We start from the raw sequence: 14,024 nt of genomic DNA on the forward strand, positions 1-14,024 counted from the left end.
CAATTCCGGCCTCTTTCGCATGATCCTCTTCGCCCTGGCGGCGGTCATTCCGCTCGTCATCGCGGCGGTTTTGCTCTTCCTCCTGGTCTATGCCTGGCCGGCGATCAAGTTCAACGGCATCGGCTTCCTGCTGACCAAGACCTGGGACATCGGCAATCTTTATGCTGATCCCGTGGAAACCCATGGCGTCCTCGCCCCTGTCGGCGCGACCTATGGCTGCCTCGTCTTCATCGCGGGCACGCTGCTCAGCTCCTTCATCGCGTTGCTCGTCGCCGTCCCCATCAGCCTCGGCATCTCGGTCTTTCTGGCCGAAGGCGTGAAGCCGGTCTTCCGCACGCCCTTCGCGATCGTGGTCGAATTGCTCGCCGTGGTACCGAGCGTGGTCTACGGCCTCTGGGGCATCATCGTCCTGGTGCCGCTCGTCGCCCACATCATCTCGCCGCTCCTGGCCGACGTTTTCCCCTTCATCCCCTTCTTCGCCCTGGGCGGGGGCAGCGGCTTCGGCCTGCTCTCCTCCTCGCTGGTGCTCGCGCTCATGGTCATCCCGGTGATCACCATCACCGTCTATGACGCGCTGACCCGCATTCCGAAGGAAGCGAAGGAAGCCGCCTACGCTCTCGGCACGACGAAGTTCGAGATGGTCTTCTTCACCATGCTGCCGATGATCCGGCCCACCATCATCGGTGCCGTCATCCTCGGCCTCGGCCGTGCGCTGGGGGAGACGATGGCCGTGCTCATGGTCTCCGGTGGTGCGCTCAACTACATGCCGACGACGCTGATGAGCCCGATCAGCACCATGGCCTCCTTCATCGTCTCCCAGCTCGACAGCGCCGAGCAGGATCAGACCGGTCTTGCCGTGCAGTCGCTCGCCGAAATCGCCATCGTGCTGTTCGTCATCACCATCGTCGTCAACGTCATCGCCCGCATCCTGGTGCGCTCAGGCGCCGGCGCCCGTGGCTGAAGCAGGCAGAGCTATGATCTCCTTCCTCCTTCCGTCCGGAGTTTCGTCATGAGCGACATGACCGCGGGCTCCACCTTTTCGACCCATGCCACCCGCATGCGGTCGGTCGGCAGCCGCCGCACGCTCAGCACCCTCGGCTGGGTCTTCTGCGTCATCTGCTTCCTGCTGGTGGCGGCGCCGCTGATCGATATCATCCTGCTGGTGTTGGTGCGCGGGATCTCCGCCCTCTCGCTCTCGCTCTTCACCCAGGTCACGCAGGGTGTCGGCGGCGGCCTGCTCAACGCCATCACCGGCACGCTGGTGCTCTCCATCGGTGCGCTGATCTTCGGCGTGCCCATCGGCGTCGGCACCGGCATCTACCTTGCCGAATTCGGCAACAACAAGTTCGGCGCCGGCGTCCGCTTCCTGGCTGACGTGCTGACCGGCGTGCCCTCCATTGTGCTCGGCTACTTCTCCTACGTGACGATGGTGATCTGGCTCGGCTGGCAGTTCTCCGTGCTCGCCGCCTCCATCACCCTCGCCATCATGGTGCTGCCCTATATGGCGAAGATGACGGAACTGGTGCTGCGCCAGATCCCGACGCCGATGCGCGAGGCCGCCTATGCGCTGGGCGCGACCGAACGCAAGGTGATCTTCAAGGTGCTGATGCCGGTGGCCCTCCCCGGCGTGATGACCTCCGTGCTGCTCTCGCTGGCGATTTCCGTCGGCGAAACCGCGCCGCTCATCTACACCGCCGGCTGGTCCAACTACGTCTGGAACGGCCACCTGACGCATGAGCCCATCGGCTACCTGACCTATGTGATTTGGAGCTTCATCAACCAGCCCTTCGCCTCGGCCCATGCCCTGGCCTTCGCCGCGGCCTTCCTCGTGATGATGACCGTGCTCGCCATCAACCTCGCGGCCCGCGCCATCCTCAAGAAACGCGCCGGCTGAGGCTTCCACCATCGGCGCAAAAGAAAAGGGCGGCACCGCAGGGTGCCGCCCTTTTTCGTCGCGCGCGTCGCGCCGCCCTGCGGCTCGGCTTACCAGCGCAGCAGGCGCTCGGCCGCCGCCGCCATCTCGGCCTCGCCGCCGCAATAGCTGAAGCGCACGAAATCGGCGCCGTGCCGCGCGTCGAAATCGACGCCTGGCGTCGCCGCGATGCTGATCTCGCGCAGCATGCGGGCGCAGAAATCCGGGCTCGGCTCGCCTCGCTCACGGATGTCGGCATAGAGGTAGAAAGCCCCCTCGGCCGCGCTCAGCCGGTTGAAGCCGGCCCGGGGCAGGGCCTCCAGCAACAGGTCGCGCGATCGGCGATAGCCGGCACGCCGCGCATCCAGCTCCGGCGCGCAGTCGAAGGCGGCTTCCGCCGCCACCTGCGAGACGTGCGGCGCGCTGATCGCCATGTTCTGCGCCAGCCGCTCGGCGGGCCGGCAGAGGTCCTCGGGCAGCACCATCCAGCCCACGCGCCAGCCGGTCATCGAAAAGTATTTCGAGAAACTGTTGATGACGATCGCAGAGGGGCTGTAGGCCGCGGCAGTCGCGAGCGCGCTGTCGTAGTGCAGCCCGTGATAGATCTCGTCGCTGATGAGACGGACGCCGTGGGCGTCGCACCACAGGGCGAGGGCGGCCAACTCTTCCGGGTGCAGCATGGTGCCGGCCGGGTTGCAGGGGCTGGCGAGGATCAACCCGTCGGGCCGTGGGTCGAGCGCTTCCAGCATCGCGACGGTCGGCTGGAAGCGCGTCTCCGTCCCCGTCTCCAGCACCACGGGTTGCATGCCGAGCGCCGTCAGAATGTTCACGTAAGGCGGGTAATAGGGGGCGGCGAGCGCGACACGGTCGCCCGGATCGAAAGCCGAGAGGAAGGCGAGGGGGAAGGCGCCGGATGCCCCCGTCGTCACGGCGATGCGGCTGGCCGGCACCGTCGCGCCATACCAGTCCTCGTGATGGCGCGCTATGCGATGGCGCAGGCTCGGCAGGCCGAAGGCCTCGGTGTAGCCGAGCGGATGGCCGACGCGCAGGGCGGCGGCCGCTGCCTCCACCGCCCCCCGCGGCGCACCGAGTGCCGGCTGGCCCACCTCCATGCGGATGACCCGCGGGTCGGAGGGGCCGAGCAGCGCGGCATAGGCATTGGCCGCGGCGATCACGTCCATCACCCGGAAGGGCGGAATGTCGCCGCCGCGGCCGATCTTCAGGCCCATGAGCGGCGCTTACGGCTTCTTCCCGACATGGCCGGTGGCCAGCCCGTCGCCGCGCGGATCGGTGACCCAAACGCAGCTGCCGAAATCGCCAGGCACGCGGGCCGGGCAGTTCACCCCGTTCATGCGGCCCGGCTCGGGCACCGTCGCCCCGAAATTCTCGCCCTGGCGGCGCAGCGCGTTGTCCGCCGCCACGGCCACGGCCAGCGGCGCACCCTCCTGCCCCGAACCGCCGACCGCGGCGCGGAAGGCATTGGTCGGTTTGTTCCAGATCAGCGCGGCGGAAAGCAGCGGCGCCTGGCCATGGTCGGGAGACGCGGCCAGCAGGATGCCGGTGCCCGGCGCGATCCGGCCATTGCCGAACAGGTTGTTCATGGTCAGGCTGCAGGCGACGGCGCCGCCCGATCCGTCCAGCGTCACGAAGCTGGTCGAAGCGGCGAGCGGCGGCAGGTGGCCCGCCGGCAGGTTCGCATCCTTGAGTAGGGCCGCGGGGTCGGAGGCGTCCGTGCCGGCGCGATAGGCGGTTGCCACCGCCTGGGCCGCGGCATTGGCGGCGGCGAGGTCGTTCGGATTGCGGCGCAGCTGCTGGAAGGCGGCGGCGGCGGCCAGGCCGCCATCGGCCGGCGGCGGCAGGAACATCACCACGTTGCCCCCGTCATGCACGGCGAGCGGCGCCATCTCCTGCGGGACGGCACGGTAGAGGTCGGCGGCGCTGATCGGGCTGCCGACGGCGGCCGAGGCCTGCGCCAACTGCTGGGCGAGGTCGCCGTCATAGAGGTCGGTCACGCCCTTTGTGCGCATGGTGTCGAGCGTCTGGGCTAGGTCCGGCTGCGTCATCGTTTGGCCGGCCATCAGCGGCCCGCCGCCCGCGCTGCCGAAGACGGCGCGCGCCGCCGGGTCGGCGAGCAGCGGCCCGGCGACGACCGAGAGATCCTGCGCGAGGGCCTTGGAGACCGGCACGCCGAGGGCGGCCAGCCGCTGGGCGGGGCCGATGAGCTGCTGGAACGGGGTGTAGCCGTAGACCGCCTGCATCAGCAGCAGGCCGCGTGCCGTCATTGGCACGGCGGCGGGGCGGCTGCCGCCATCGGCAGCGGCATGCGGCAGGAAGACGAAGGCCTGCGGCGTGGCTTCGCCATGCGTCTTCACGAAGGGCGAATAGGCGATGCAGGCGCCGCCGCCGCCGAGCGAGGCGCGGGAGGGCAGGGTCACGGTCAGCGCCATGCCGACGGCGGCGGCAGCATCGGCGGCAGTGCCGCCGGCCGCGAGGATGTCCCGGCCGACCTGCGCCGCCACCGGTTCGTCCGCGATGACGACGCCCGACCAGTTGGGCTTGGCGACACCCGGCGTCATCTGGTCTGCCGGGTTCGGCCCCGCGCCCGGAAGCGGATTCTTGAGGAAGCCGCATCCGCTCAAGGCGAGCGCCGTTGAGGCGAGCAACGCGGTCGAGCGGAGAAGGGCTTTCGCCTTGGAGAAGCGGGGGAGCGAGACCGGGGAAAATGCCATCATCATGTTTGCGCGGAGGCGCACCACTCCAGATTGGGTCACGTGCCGATTTGGTACATGCTCTGGATGGGTGCCATAAACGGCTTCAAATGCATCGGCAACCGCAGGCGCGCCTCGGGCGTGGATATCCGGTCGCCGCCCACTGGTGAAAGTGCTTCCCCATGCTCCTTCGTCCCCTCGCCGCCGCCGTCGTCTCGCTCGCGGTCCTCGCCGCCTTTTCGGCCCCGGTGCTCGCGCAGCAGAGCATGCCGGCGCCCTCCGGCGCGCTCACCCCGGCGCAGCGAGCGGAGGTGATCGGCCTCATCAAGCAGGAGCTGGAGCAGGATCCCTCCATTCTCCGCGCCGCCATCGCCGCCCTGCAGGCGGATGACCAGGCGAGCCAGGCCTCGGCGCAGAGCAAGGCCATCGCCGCCGCCAACCAGTCGCTGTTCCACGACGCCGCCGACCCCTCCATGGGCAATCCGCACGGGTCGGTGCAGCTCGTCGAATTCTATGACACCCGCTGCCCCTATTGCCGGGAGATGCGGCCGGAATTTGCCGCTCTCGTCGAACGGGACCCGAACGTGCGGGTGATCTTCAAGGACATCCCGATCCTCGGCCAGAACAGCGTCATCGAGGCGCGGGCGCTGCTCGCCGCCCAGCGCCAGGGCCACTACGTCGCCATGCAGAGCGCACTGATGAGCCAGGACGCGCCGCCGACGGAAGCCAATCTGCGCGCGATCGCGAGCCGCCTCGGGATGGACCCGGACCGGCTGATCCGCGACATGAAGGATCCGGCCATCTCCTCGCGGCTCTCCGCGAATACGGCGCTCGCGCAGACGCTGGGCGTCACGGGCACGCCCGCCATCGTCGTTGGCGACCAGCTGGTGCCGGGAGCGGTCAGCCTGGAGGATCTGCAGAAGCTGGTCGCCCAGGCGCGCGCGGGCTAGGCGCCGAAAGGCAGGCGGCGGGCCAGCCGGAAGGGCGCGCCCGGCGCCGGCTGGGTGAAGACCGCGAGGCTGCGGCACATCCGTGGCCGCGCGAGGGCCGCGGCGAAGAAGGCCTCGGCGCGGGGCTGCCACAGCCCAGCCTCCGCCTCCGTCAGGCGGCGGCTGAGCGTCAGGTGGAAGCGCCAGAGCTGGAACACGTAAGGATAGCCCCAGCGCTGCAGCATGGCTTCCTCGGCCGGGGTCAGCCCATGACGTCGCCGCCGTGCAAGCTCCGCCTCCGAGGGCGGTTCACGAAAATCGTCCAGCGTCGCGACCGTGACGTCCGCCAGCGCCTGCAGGGCGGCGCTCGGCTCCTTCTCCCGCACCGCGAGAAAGCCGTGCAGGATCTGCACGGAGAGGGGCGGCATCGGGAAGGCGCGCAGGGCGCGGGCAAGCGCTTCGACCGCCGTCAGGAAGTCGGAAAACTCTCGTCCCGCCGCAAGGCGCATCGGGGGTTTCAGCGTTCCGTGCAGGCCGTAGCCCGCCGCCTCCGCGGTCATCTCGCCCGCCAGCCCATCCGGTTGAAGCCGGTCTTCGCCGGTCTCCGGGTCGCACCCCAGCCAGCGGGTGCCCGCGTCCCACAGCGGGTCGTCCGCCTCCGGCGCGTAATAGACGGCGACGCGATGAGGCGCGGCATCGCTCATGCCTCGCGCTCCCCGCAGAGCCAGACGCCGCGAATGATGGGCATGCCCTCATGCAGGCGCACCCGCACCAGATCGGCGCGCAGACCGGGCTCGAGCCGCCCGCGATCGGCCAAGCCCGCCATCCGGGCGGGCCGGTCCGTCACCAGGGCGACCGATTGGGCCAGGCTGAGACCACCCAGGCGCGGGCACAGCATCGCCGCTTCCAGCAGGCTCGCCGGCACGTAGTCCGAGGCGAAGGCGTCGATCAGCCCGGCGCGCAGCAGGTCGACGGCGGCGACATTGCCGGAATGGGAGCCGCCGCGAACCAGATTCGGCGCCCCGGCGATGGTGTGGATGCCGCGCGCGCGGGCGGCTTCCGCCGCTTCCATGGAGACGGGAAATTCCGCAATGCCGATCCCATCGGCGGCATTGGCGGCCACTTCCTCGGCCGTGCGGTCGTCATGGCTCGCGAGCGCCACGGGCCGGCCGCGCATCTGCTCCAGCACCAGGGCACGGTTCGGCGCGCGCCATCGGCGGCGATTGTCCAGATGCTGCCTCAGCCGGTCTTCGATCTCGGCTTCGGCGAGGCCGTCACGGCGCAGCAGGTCACGAAACTGCTCGAGGTCGCCCCACTGCCCGACGCCCGGCGAATGGTCCATCAGGCTGACCAGGGCCAGCCGTGGGTGCGTCACGTAGCGTGCGAAGAGGTCCGCCATGTCCGCGGCGGGCAATTCGCAGCGCAGATGCAGCAGATGGTCGGCTTTCAGCAAATCAGCCGCCGCCAGATGGTCGAGATCGGCCACGCCCTCGATCAGGGTGCGCGTCCGCTCCTCCTGAAAGCCGAGATCGCCGACGCAGAAGGAATCGAAGACCGTCGTCACCCCAGCGCCCGCGCATTGCGCGTCATGCGCGATCATGGCGGAGCGGGAGGGCCAGCGGGCCGTGGCGCGGGGTTGCACCTGGCGTTCCAGATTGTCCGTGTGCAGATCGACGATGCCCGGGATCAGCAGGTCGCCGTCGAGGTCGATGGCGCCCGGGCCGTGGCTGCGGTCGTCGGAGAGGGCGGCGATGCGCCCCGCGCGGACGACGAGACTCCCCGCCATCGTTCGGTCCGCCAGGACCAGGGTTCCGCCGGTAAAGATCGTCTCAGCCGCCATGCGCTCGCTTCGGTGTTTCCGTGTGCCGGGAGGCTAGACCGTACGGCGGCGAAGAGTAACCCCGGGGCGGTCTCCACGTTTCTTGCTCTCGTCATTCAATTCGATTAAGAAACGATAAACGGTGTCAGACCGTTCCCCCCCCTCCATTCATCGGTGCGCCATGTTGACCCAGACCATGCTTGCGGCGCTTTGGCCTCGGGCGGAAGACAGCCTGGTCAAAGCCGTCGCCCAATCCGCCGACTCGGTCTTCGCGCGGAGCGGACTCATCCCGCCCGCGGCCGTGGCACAGACTATGGCGCAGATCAGCCACGAATGCGCGGCCGGCACGATCCTCGTCGAAAACCTGAACTACTCGGCTCCTGGCCTCCTCGCGACCTGGCCGCGCCGCTTCACCGCCGACACAGTGGCCGCCTATGCCCATCAGCCGGAGACGATCGCCAACACCGTGTATGACGGGCGCAACGGCAACCGCCCGGGCACCGGCGATGGCTGGACCTATCGGGGAAGGGGCGGCATCCAGGTGACCGGCCGAGGCAATTACGACAAGCTCGGTCAGCGGCTTGGCCTCGATCTCGTGGACAATCCTGATCTCGTCCTGGCGCCGGAGCATTTCCTCGCTGCGGCGGTCGGCCAGTTCCTGCTCTGCGGTTGCCTGCCCTTCGCCCTCGCGGATGACGTGCGCGGCGTCACCTATCACGTCAACGGCGGCTATACCGGCCTCGAGCAGCGCCTGGCCTGGCTCGGCCGCTGGAAGGCGGCGCTCGCCGGGTCCGCCGCCGTGCCGCACGGCACCGCCTGGATTCAGGCGCGGCTCAATGCGCTGGGCGCCGAGCCGAGCGTGACGGTCGATGGCGATTTCGGGCCCGCAACGCTCGCCGCGGTGCGGGCCTTCCAAGCCGCCCACGGGCTTGCCGTGGACGGCCGGGTCGGCCCTCTTACCCTCGCCGCGCTGGAAGCCGGCTAGGGGGCTCGGAGGCTCAGAGCCGGTTCATCGTGTGGACGAGCGGGCCTGCGGCCGGGTTCCGCGCGGCGTGGTCGATCACGATCTCCCGGCTGGTAATCGGTCGGCCGTAATAGGCTTCGTTCGCATCCGTCTGCGGCTGCACCAGCGTGCCGTCCAGGCTGATGCCGGCATAGGCGCCGGAGGAAGAGGCCCAGACGATGATGTCCGGTCCGCCATTGCTCGTCGTTGCACCGGCGACGGTGGAGCCCAGGGTGGCGACGGCGATACCGGCATTGGCGCCGATCTGGAACTTGTTCGTCATCAGGGCGGCCAGCGCCCGCTGGCTCATGACGAACATGATCATCTCAGACTGCTGGGCGCCGATCTGCAGGCCGAAGCTGGCCGAGGCGATGGTGTAGAAGGCGGGCTCGCTCCAGCCGCGCGGGCCGCGCGCCATCAACACCGCGCGACCGCCTTCGCCGCCGACGAAGAAGCCGGCCTTGAAGATGCGCGGTGCGATCAGCACCGCTTCGGCGCGGCGGAACAATTCCTTGGCATTGCCGAATTCCTTGTCACCCTGCAGATCCTGCAGCGTGCCGAGCGCGTGGTTGACGGTATCCTGCGGGCCGCTCGCGGCCTGGGCAGGAAGGGTTTCCAGCCCCGTGGCCGCAAGCAGGCCGAGGGCGCCGAGGGGAAACAGGGCTCGCCGAGTGACCACGTTTGATACTCCTCAAGTGGGTCCAACCGGCCCCTCAGATATGAGCGAAGGTCGTGCCCGCAACCGGCGGTAGCGATGTGCCTCCCTGTTCTGGATTCGCGGCTGCCTTGTCCGCTCGCCTCTTGCTGCACTGCGAAAGCATCCTTCATTTCGATATCTTCCTCATCGACGGTGGGTAGCGGAGCGGCGGATGAGCAAGATGACGGGTCTCGTGGAGCGGGGGGCCTTCCAAACGGTGCTCCGCACCGTGCGGCGGCTCGATCCGGTTGCCGCTTCCAATCTCGGCGGACGGATCGCGGCGGCGATCGGCCCGCGTCTCCCCGTCTCGCGCGTGGCCGACGCCAACCTCTCGCGCGCCTTTCCGGCCCTCGACGGCGCCGCGCGACGCCGGATTCTGCGGGCGGTCTGGGACAATCTCGGCCGCACCGCCGGCGAATTGCCGCATCTCGGCCGGCTTCAGCGCACCGCCTCGGGACCGGGATGGGAGATCAAGGGCGAGGAGATCCTGCGCGAGCAGGCGGCGCGCGGCGGCCCCGCGATCTTCTTCTCCGGCCATATCGGCAACTGGGAAATGCTCCCGCCGATTCTTGCCCGGCTCGGCATCGCGATGTCGAGCTTCTACCGGGCATTGGCGAATCCACAGGTCAATGCTGAAGTAAATCGCTTGCGCCGCGACGCCCTCGGGCTCGACCTGCCGATGTTTCCGAAAGGGGCGCAAGGCGCGCGCGGTGCATTGGCCCATCTCGCCCATGGCGGCTATCTCGGCATGCTCGTTGACCAGAAGATGAACGATGGCATTCCGGTGGAGTTCTTCGGCCGGCCGGCAATGACGGCGCCGGCGCTCGCCGCCCTCGCTCTGCGCTTCCGTTGTCCGGTCATCCCGGGGCGGATCCGGCGCCTTGGCCCTGCGCGGCTGCGGCTCGAGGTCGAGCCGCCGCTCGCCATGCCCGACAGCGGTGATCGGCAAGCGGACATCGCGACCCTCATGCGCACGGTCAATCGCACGCTGGAGCGGTGGATCACCGAGGAGCCCGGCGCTTGGCTATGGCTGCACCGGCGCTGGCCGAAGGAGACCGCGGCCGCGCGCGGATGAGCCTGTTCAGTCGCCGGTGGAATGGCCGCTGCCTGGCCCTCCGCCGGGTCCGGCCCCGCCCTCGCTTCCCGCGGCGCCAGGCCCGTCCGCGGGTGCGGGGCTGGAGGCCGGCGCCGGCGCGCCGAAGCCCCACCCCCAATCGAAATAGGGCCAGGGGAAGGCCGTCGGATAAGAGATGTAGGTGACGGCGGCCGGCGCCGCGCCGGGCGAGGCAATGAGGTTCCCGCGGCCGGCCATGCATTGCAGATAGCCGGAGGTTGCCGTCGTGATCGCGCGCGTGGCAACTCGGCATAGCCGGTCGTCCTCGGCAAAGGCCTGGGCGGTTTTGCCCGGTCCCGGTTCCGCCGCGAGCGGCGCCGGCGGCGGCCCTTCCGCGCAATTCGCAAGCAGCAGGAGGAGGGCGCCCATGCCGAGCATGCGGCAGGCCCGCATGCCGATCGGCCTGAGCCCAGGATAAGGGCTCCCTCTCACCTCAGTGGCTCCCGCCGACACCGGTGAAGAAGTCCATGCGGCCGTCGAGATGGGTGGTGATTGAACCCGGCGGTTGCGCCCCGGCCTGCGCTTCGTCGGCGGGTGCGGCACCCAACGGCGCGCAGGCGGCCACCAGGGCCGCGGTCAGCGACAGCAGCAGGGCGGCGCGGAGCCGCGGGCGCTGGGATTGGATCATGAATACGTCTCCGGCGGGCGGCGACGCGCAGCCCGCCCCCGCGAGAGATATGTGGGAAAAATTCCCACGTCAAACGGAAGTTGCGCCGGCCAGGCCGCCTCTGGGAGATGGCCCGGCGATACCGCCTCAGGGGCTCGGCGTCTTGCTCGTGTCGGGTTTCACCGCCGGCAGTGCGGGGAGCAGCGGAGCCGGCGCCGAGGGCGCGTTCTTCGCGGCCACGAGGGCGGCTGCCTCGCCCGCGGCGGCATAGAGGTTCAGGCGGGAGTAGACGCCGAACTCAGAGCCGTTATCCAGAAAGCCCCCGCCCGGGCCTTCCGTTTCGGTCAGAATCTGGTCGGCCTCGTCCAGGCTCAGAGAGGGGAAGGCGACCGTCAGCAGATAGCCCGCTTCCGGGGCCAGGACGTGAACGTCTTCCGTGGCGTTCGCCCGCGCTGGGAACACCACCGGCAGGCCGTAGGTCTGCGTCGCTGCATAGAAGGCGGCGTTGTTGCCCGCATTGTTGAAGCGGCCATGATCGTCGGCCGCGCAGGCGGCGATCGTATTGCCGCAGGACGTGGCAAGGACGTGCGAGAGGTCGGCCCGCGCCATGGCGACGGCGTTGCGGAAATCCTTGATCGTCGCGGCGTTGCCCTTCATCGGCTGGTTCACATAGTCCGGGTCGTTGGCCAGCAGATGGGCCATGTCGTGCAACGCGAGCGTGCGGCCCCCCAGCACGTCCATCGCGTAATGCGCGCCGAGGATGATCCGGTCGTTCCCGTATTCGGCCGCGCGGGTGATCATCTCCTGGTAGCGGTCGGGCACCAGCAGGGCCAGCAACAGGCCGCCCGTATAGCCATAGGTGGTGTGCCCGCTCGGGAAGGAGGGGCTGTCGGTCAGATCCATGACCGGGCCCTGATTGTAGGTCGTGTTGTCGGAGAGGTCGTTGAAATAGTCCGGCCCCTGGATCGTCGCGATGTGCGGGATGGTCTGGAAAGGCCGCGAGTCGCCGAGTTTGTTGGCGCCCGCGCTGCCGGCGGGCAGGCGGTAGGCCCGTCCGAAGACGTCGGGCGTCGCCTGCATGCCCTTCAGAATGCTCGCAGCCGCGTCCGAGGCGGCCGTCGTTCCATCCGTCGTGCCATTGGCGAAGAAGAACTTCGCGGCCTTTGCGTCGCTGCCGGCGATGGTGAGGGCATAGGCGATCAGCTGATGTACGGCCGGTGAAATGTTCGTGTAGTGGGTGCTGTCGCTGTAATGCGCGCGCGCCTCGTAGGCGGCGCCGAGCGTCGTCCCCAGCCCGTCAGTGAGATCGACGAGATTGCCGTGCGTGATGAAGGCGTCGCGTAGCGCCTGCTGCTGCTGTTCCGCGAAAGGCAGAAGCGTGGGCTGGTGCAGGCTGCCGGACTGGATGCCAGCCGTCACCGTGTAGTTGGCGCCGAGTGCCGCACGGCCCGTCGCGGTATTGGGTAGTGCGACGAGAGGCGCCAGGCCGTGCAGCGCTGCGAGGTTCGTGTCGCTCTGGGCGAAGGCCGGGGGGGAGAGCAGGGCGGCCATCGCGATGGCACCGGCGAGCAGTCTCAGCGTCACGGTCATGTCCTCGGCTGGGTCGGTCGGGTCGTGATCCGATCTAGCACTTGGCGCGCGCGACCTGAACCGTGCAGCCGTGTCAGTCGGCACGTGAACACGGCGGTAGAACAACCGCGCGCGTAGGGCCGCAGAGATCGTGCAGGCCTATCGCGTTCATAAAAAGGGGGAAGACCCGTGGCTCCCGGAGTAGGACTCGAACCTACGACCGAGCGATTAACAGTCGCTTGCTCTACCAACTGAGCTATCCGGGAACAGCGGGCGGGGCACCCTATAGCGGAGGTGTCACGGGCATGCAACGCCACCCGGGCGGCATTTTTGCGCCGCTGAAGCAAAGCTCCCTCCCGCTCTTGTCCTGCCTTCTCCTGCGGTTCCCGGCATGCTAGAGCGCAGGCGAGGCGAGAGTGGCGGAACGGTAGACGCAGTCGACTCAAAATCGACCGACGCAAGTCATGGGGGTTCGAATCCCCCCTCTCGCACCAAGGCTGCCGCGCCCCAAATGACAGGATCATTCGTGTCATCTGAGGCAAAGCGCGATGCAGCTGTTCAACTGCCAGAATTGTGGCCAGCTTCTCTATTTCGAAAATCGCTCCTGCGAGAGTTGCGGGGCGCGGCTCGGCTACGATCCGGCCATCGGCCAGCTGCGGGCGCTGCAAGCCGCGGCGGAAGACGCGCTGTGGCAGCCGATCGGCGAGGCTCGCACGTCGTTCTTTTTTTGTGACAACGCGCAGCATGATGCGTGCAACTGGCTCGTCCCTGGGGAGGGGGAAGACCATTTCTGTCTCGCATGCCGCCACAACCGCACGATTCCCGATCTCACGGTCGATGATCATCTGGCGCGCTGGCAGAAACTCGAAATCGCTAAACACCGGCTGTTCTATCAGCTGATCAAGCTCGGCCTGCCGCATCCGACCCTCGCGGAGCGCCCTGACCACGGTCTCGTCTTCGACTTTCTGGCGGACGCCCCGGAACCCAGTGGCCCGCGCGTCCTCACCGGCCACGACAATGGGCTGATCACCCTCAACCTCAAGGAAGCGGACGACGCCGAACGCGAGCGGCGGCGGACGGAGATGCACGAGCCCTACCGCACGCTGCTCGGCCACTTCCGCCATGAGATCGGCCATTTCTACTGGGATTTGCTGGTGCGGGACGGCGGCCATCTCGAGTCCTGCCGGGCGGTGTTTGGCGATGACCGCGCCGATTACGGACAGGCGCTGCAGCGCCATTACGACCAGGGAGCGCCTGCCGACTGGCAGGAGCGCTACATCTCTTCCTACGCCACCGCTCACCCGTGGGAGGATTTCGCCGAAACCTGGGCCCATTACCTGCACATCGTCGACACGCTGGAGACGGCGTCCGTCTTCCGGCTCGGCGTCCACCCGCGGAAGGCGCAGGATCCGGAGCTGCATGCCGACATCACCCTCAATCCCTACGGGCAGGGACCGATCGAGGGGCTGATTCAGGCCTGGTTGCCGCTGACCTACGCCATGAACAGTCTCAACCGCAGCATGGGCTTGAACGATCTCTATCCGTTCATTCTGAGCCCTGCCGTGATCGAGAAGATGGGCTTCATCCACCACCTCGTGCAGGGCACGCTTCCGGCCGATCAGGCGGCGGATCCGACATGAAAAAAGCCGGCCAGGCGGGCGCCTGG

Annotated in this window: 14 protein-coding genes and 2 tRNA genes; 7 read left to right on the forward strand and 9 right to left on the reverse strand. The window is 68.5% G+C overall.

The genetic code is table 11. The features are described from left to right. Nucleotides 1–19: 19 nt before the first annotated feature. The gene (gene pstC, locus ACYQ6W_RS04950; RefSeq protein WP_459673920.1) at nucleotides 20–961 is read left to right on the forward strand and encodes a phosphate ABC transporter permease subunit PstC; all 942 of its coding nucleotides are present in this window, start codon (nucleotides 20–22) and stop codon (nucleotides 959–961) included. 48 nt (nucleotides 962–1,009) lie between these two features. Beyond that, complete coding sequence (gene pstA / locus ACYQ6W_RS04955; RefSeq protein WP_459673921.1) at nucleotides 1,010–1,894, forward strand: phosphate ABC transporter permease PstA; 885 nt, start codon at nucleotides 1,010–1,012, stop codon at nucleotides 1,892–1,894. An 89-nt stretch (nucleotides 1,895–1,983) separates the two neighbouring features. On the opposite strand, the gene ACYQ6W_RS04960 is transcribed toward pstA, so the two are convergent. Both ACYQ6W_RS04960 and ACYQ6W_RS04965 read right to left on the reverse strand, forming a co-directional pair. Continuing rightward, nucleotides 1,984–3,141, reverse strand: coding sequence for a pyridoxal phosphate-dependent aminotransferase (locus ACYQ6W_RS04960; protein ID WP_459673922.1), 1,158 nt, complete (start codon nucleotides 3,139–3,141; stop codon nucleotides 1,984–1,986). A gap of 9 nt (nucleotides 3,142–3,150) precedes the next feature. Then, entirely contained in the window at nucleotides 3,151–4,641 is a 1,491-nt protein-coding gene (locus ACYQ6W_RS04965; protein WP_459673923.1) for a gamma-glutamyltransferase, read from the reverse strand. A 161-nt stretch (nucleotides 4,642–4,802) separates the two neighbouring features. Here ACYQ6W_RS04965 and ACYQ6W_RS04970 point away from each other — a divergent pair, with 161 nt between their 5' ends. After that, nucleotides 4,803–5,570, forward strand: a complete 768-nt coding sequence (locus ACYQ6W_RS04970) for a DsbA family protein (RefSeq protein WP_459673925.1) — start codon at nucleotides 4,803–4,805, stop codon at nucleotides 5,568–5,570. Here ACYQ6W_RS04970 and ACYQ6W_RS04975 read toward each other — a convergent pair. Beyond that, complete coding sequence (locus ACYQ6W_RS04975) at nucleotides 5,567–6,253, reverse strand: DUF1045 domain-containing protein (protein WP_459673926.1); 687 nt, start codon at nucleotides 6,251–6,253, stop codon at nucleotides 5,567–5,569. The two genes, ACYQ6W_RS04970 and ACYQ6W_RS04975, sit on opposite strands and share 4 nt — an antisense overlap. Then, nucleotides 6,250–7,389, reverse strand: coding sequence for an alpha-D-ribose 1-methylphosphonate 5-triphosphate diphosphatase (locus ACYQ6W_RS04980; protein WP_459673927.1), 1,140 nt, complete (start codon nucleotides 7,387–7,389; stop codon nucleotides 6,250–6,252). Before ACYQ6W_RS04980 ends, ACYQ6W_RS04975 begins: the two co-directional genes overlap by 4 nt. Before the next feature lie 160 nt (nucleotides 7,390–7,549). Between ACYQ6W_RS04980 and ACYQ6W_RS04985 the strand changes: the two genes are divergently transcribed. Continuing rightward, nucleotides 7,550–8,353 (forward strand): peptidoglycan-binding protein, encoded by an 804-nt coding sequence (locus ACYQ6W_RS04985; protein ID WP_459673928.1) that lies wholly within the window; start codon nucleotides 7,550–7,552, stop codon nucleotides 8,351–8,353. 13 nt (nucleotides 8,354–8,366) lie between these two features. On the opposite strand, the gene ACYQ6W_RS04990 is transcribed toward ACYQ6W_RS04985, so the two are convergent. Next, the gene (locus ACYQ6W_RS04990; RefSeq protein WP_459673929.1) at nucleotides 8,367–9,050 is read right to left on the reverse strand and encodes a lipid-binding SYLF domain-containing protein; all 684 of its coding nucleotides are present in this window, start codon (nucleotides 9,048–9,050) and stop codon (nucleotides 8,367–8,369) included. Between the two features lie 190 nt (nucleotides 9,051–9,240). Between ACYQ6W_RS04990 and ACYQ6W_RS04995 the strand changes: the two genes are divergently transcribed. Continuing rightward, nucleotides 9,241–10,143, forward strand: a complete 903-nt coding sequence (locus ACYQ6W_RS04995) for a lysophospholipid acyltransferase family protein (RefSeq protein ID WP_459673930.1) — start codon at nucleotides 9,241–9,243, stop codon at nucleotides 10,141–10,143. A gap of 6 nt (nucleotides 10,144–10,149) precedes the next feature. Here the strand turns inward: ACYQ6W_RS04995 and ACYQ6W_RS05000 are convergent, their stop codons facing one another. The 4 genes from ACYQ6W_RS05000 to ACYQ6W_RS05015 form a co-directional block, all read right to left on the reverse strand. After that, a complete protein-coding gene (locus tag ACYQ6W_RS05000; protein ID WP_459673931.1) occupies nucleotides 10,150–10,614 on the reverse strand; it encodes a hypothetical protein in 465 nt (154 codons plus the stop codon). A gap of 1 nt (nucleotide 10,615) precedes the next feature. Further along, on the reverse strand, nucleotides 10,616–10,810 hold the full coding sequence (locus ACYQ6W_RS05005) for a hypothetical protein (protein WP_459673932.1): 195 nt from the start codon (nucleotides 10,808–10,810) through the stop codon (nucleotides 10,616–10,618). Between the two features lie 126 nt (nucleotides 10,811–10,936). Beyond that, on the reverse strand, nucleotides 10,937–12,373 hold the full coding sequence (locus tag ACYQ6W_RS05010) for a phosphatase PAP2 family protein (protein WP_459673933.1): 1,437 nt from the start codon (nucleotides 12,371–12,373) through the stop codon (nucleotides 10,937–10,939). A 175-nt stretch (nucleotides 12,374–12,548) separates the two neighbouring features. After that, a tRNA-Asn gene (locus ACYQ6W_RS05015) sits at nucleotides 12,549–12,624 on the reverse strand. A gap of 144 nt (nucleotides 12,625–12,768) precedes the next feature. On the opposite strand from ACYQ6W_RS05015, the gene ACYQ6W_RS05020 reads away from it, so the two are divergent. Next, nucleotides 12,769–12,852, forward strand: a tRNA-Leu gene (locus ACYQ6W_RS05020). A 54-nt stretch (nucleotides 12,853–12,906) separates the two neighbouring features. After that, nucleotides 12,907–13,998: a zinc-binding metallopeptidase family protein gene (locus ACYQ6W_RS05025; RefSeq protein ID WP_459673934.1), complete on the forward strand. Its 1,092-nt coding sequence runs from the start codon at nucleotides 12,907–12,909 to the stop codon at nucleotides 13,996–13,998. Nucleotides 13,999–14,024: the final 26 nt, after the last annotated feature.

The sequence above is a fragment of the Acidisoma sp. 7E03 genome (genome assembly GCF_054665075.1).

What these genes read in the sequence shown, in the direction of transcription:
- ACYQ6W_RS04980 (WP_459673927.1), bottom strand. Translation starts at nt 7,389, where the DNA reads ATGGCGGCTGAGACGATCTTTACCGGCGGAACCCTGGTCCTGGCGGAC.
- ACYQ6W_RS04995 (WP_459673930.1), top strand. Translation starts at nt 9,241, where the DNA reads ATGAGCAAGATGACGGGTCTCGTGGAGCGGGGGGCCTTCCAAACGGTG.
- ACYQ6W_RS04985 (WP_459673928.1), top strand. Translation starts at nt 7,550, where the DNA reads ATGTTGACCCAGACCATGCTTGCGGCGCTTTGGCCTCGGGCGGAAGAC.
- pstC (WP_459673920.1), top strand. Translation starts at nt 20, where the DNA reads ATGATCCTCTTCGCCCTGGCGGCGGTCATTCCGCTCGTCATCGCGGCG.
- ACYQ6W_RS04965 (WP_459673923.1), bottom strand. Translation starts at nt 4,641, where the DNA reads ATGGCATTTTCCCCGGTCTCGCTCCCCCGCTTCTCCAAGGCGAAAGCC.
- ACYQ6W_RS04960 (WP_459673922.1), bottom strand. Translation starts at nt 3,141, where the DNA reads ATGGGCCTGAAGATCGGCCGCGGCGGCGACATTCCGCCCTTCCGGGTG.
- ACYQ6W_RS04975 (WP_459673926.1), bottom strand. Translation starts at nt 6,253, where the DNA reads ATGAGCGATGCCGCGCCTCATCGCGTCGCCGTCTATTACGCGCCGGAG.
- ACYQ6W_RS05025 (WP_459673934.1), top strand. Translation starts at nt 12,907, where the DNA reads ATGCAGCTGTTCAACTGCCAGAATTGTGGCCAGCTTCTCTATTTCGAA.
- ACYQ6W_RS04970 (WP_459673925.1), top strand. Translation starts at nt 4,803, where the DNA reads ATGCTCCTTCGTCCCCTCGCCGCCGCCGTCGTCTCGCTCGCGGTCCTC.
- pstA (WP_459673921.1), top strand. Translation starts at nt 1,010, where the DNA reads ATGAGCGACATGACCGCGGGCTCCACCTTTTCGACCCATGCCACCCGC.
- ACYQ6W_RS05005 (WP_459673932.1), bottom strand. Translation starts at nt 10,810, where the DNA reads ATGATCCAATCCCAGCGCCCGCGGCTCCGCGCCGCCCTGCTGCTGTCG.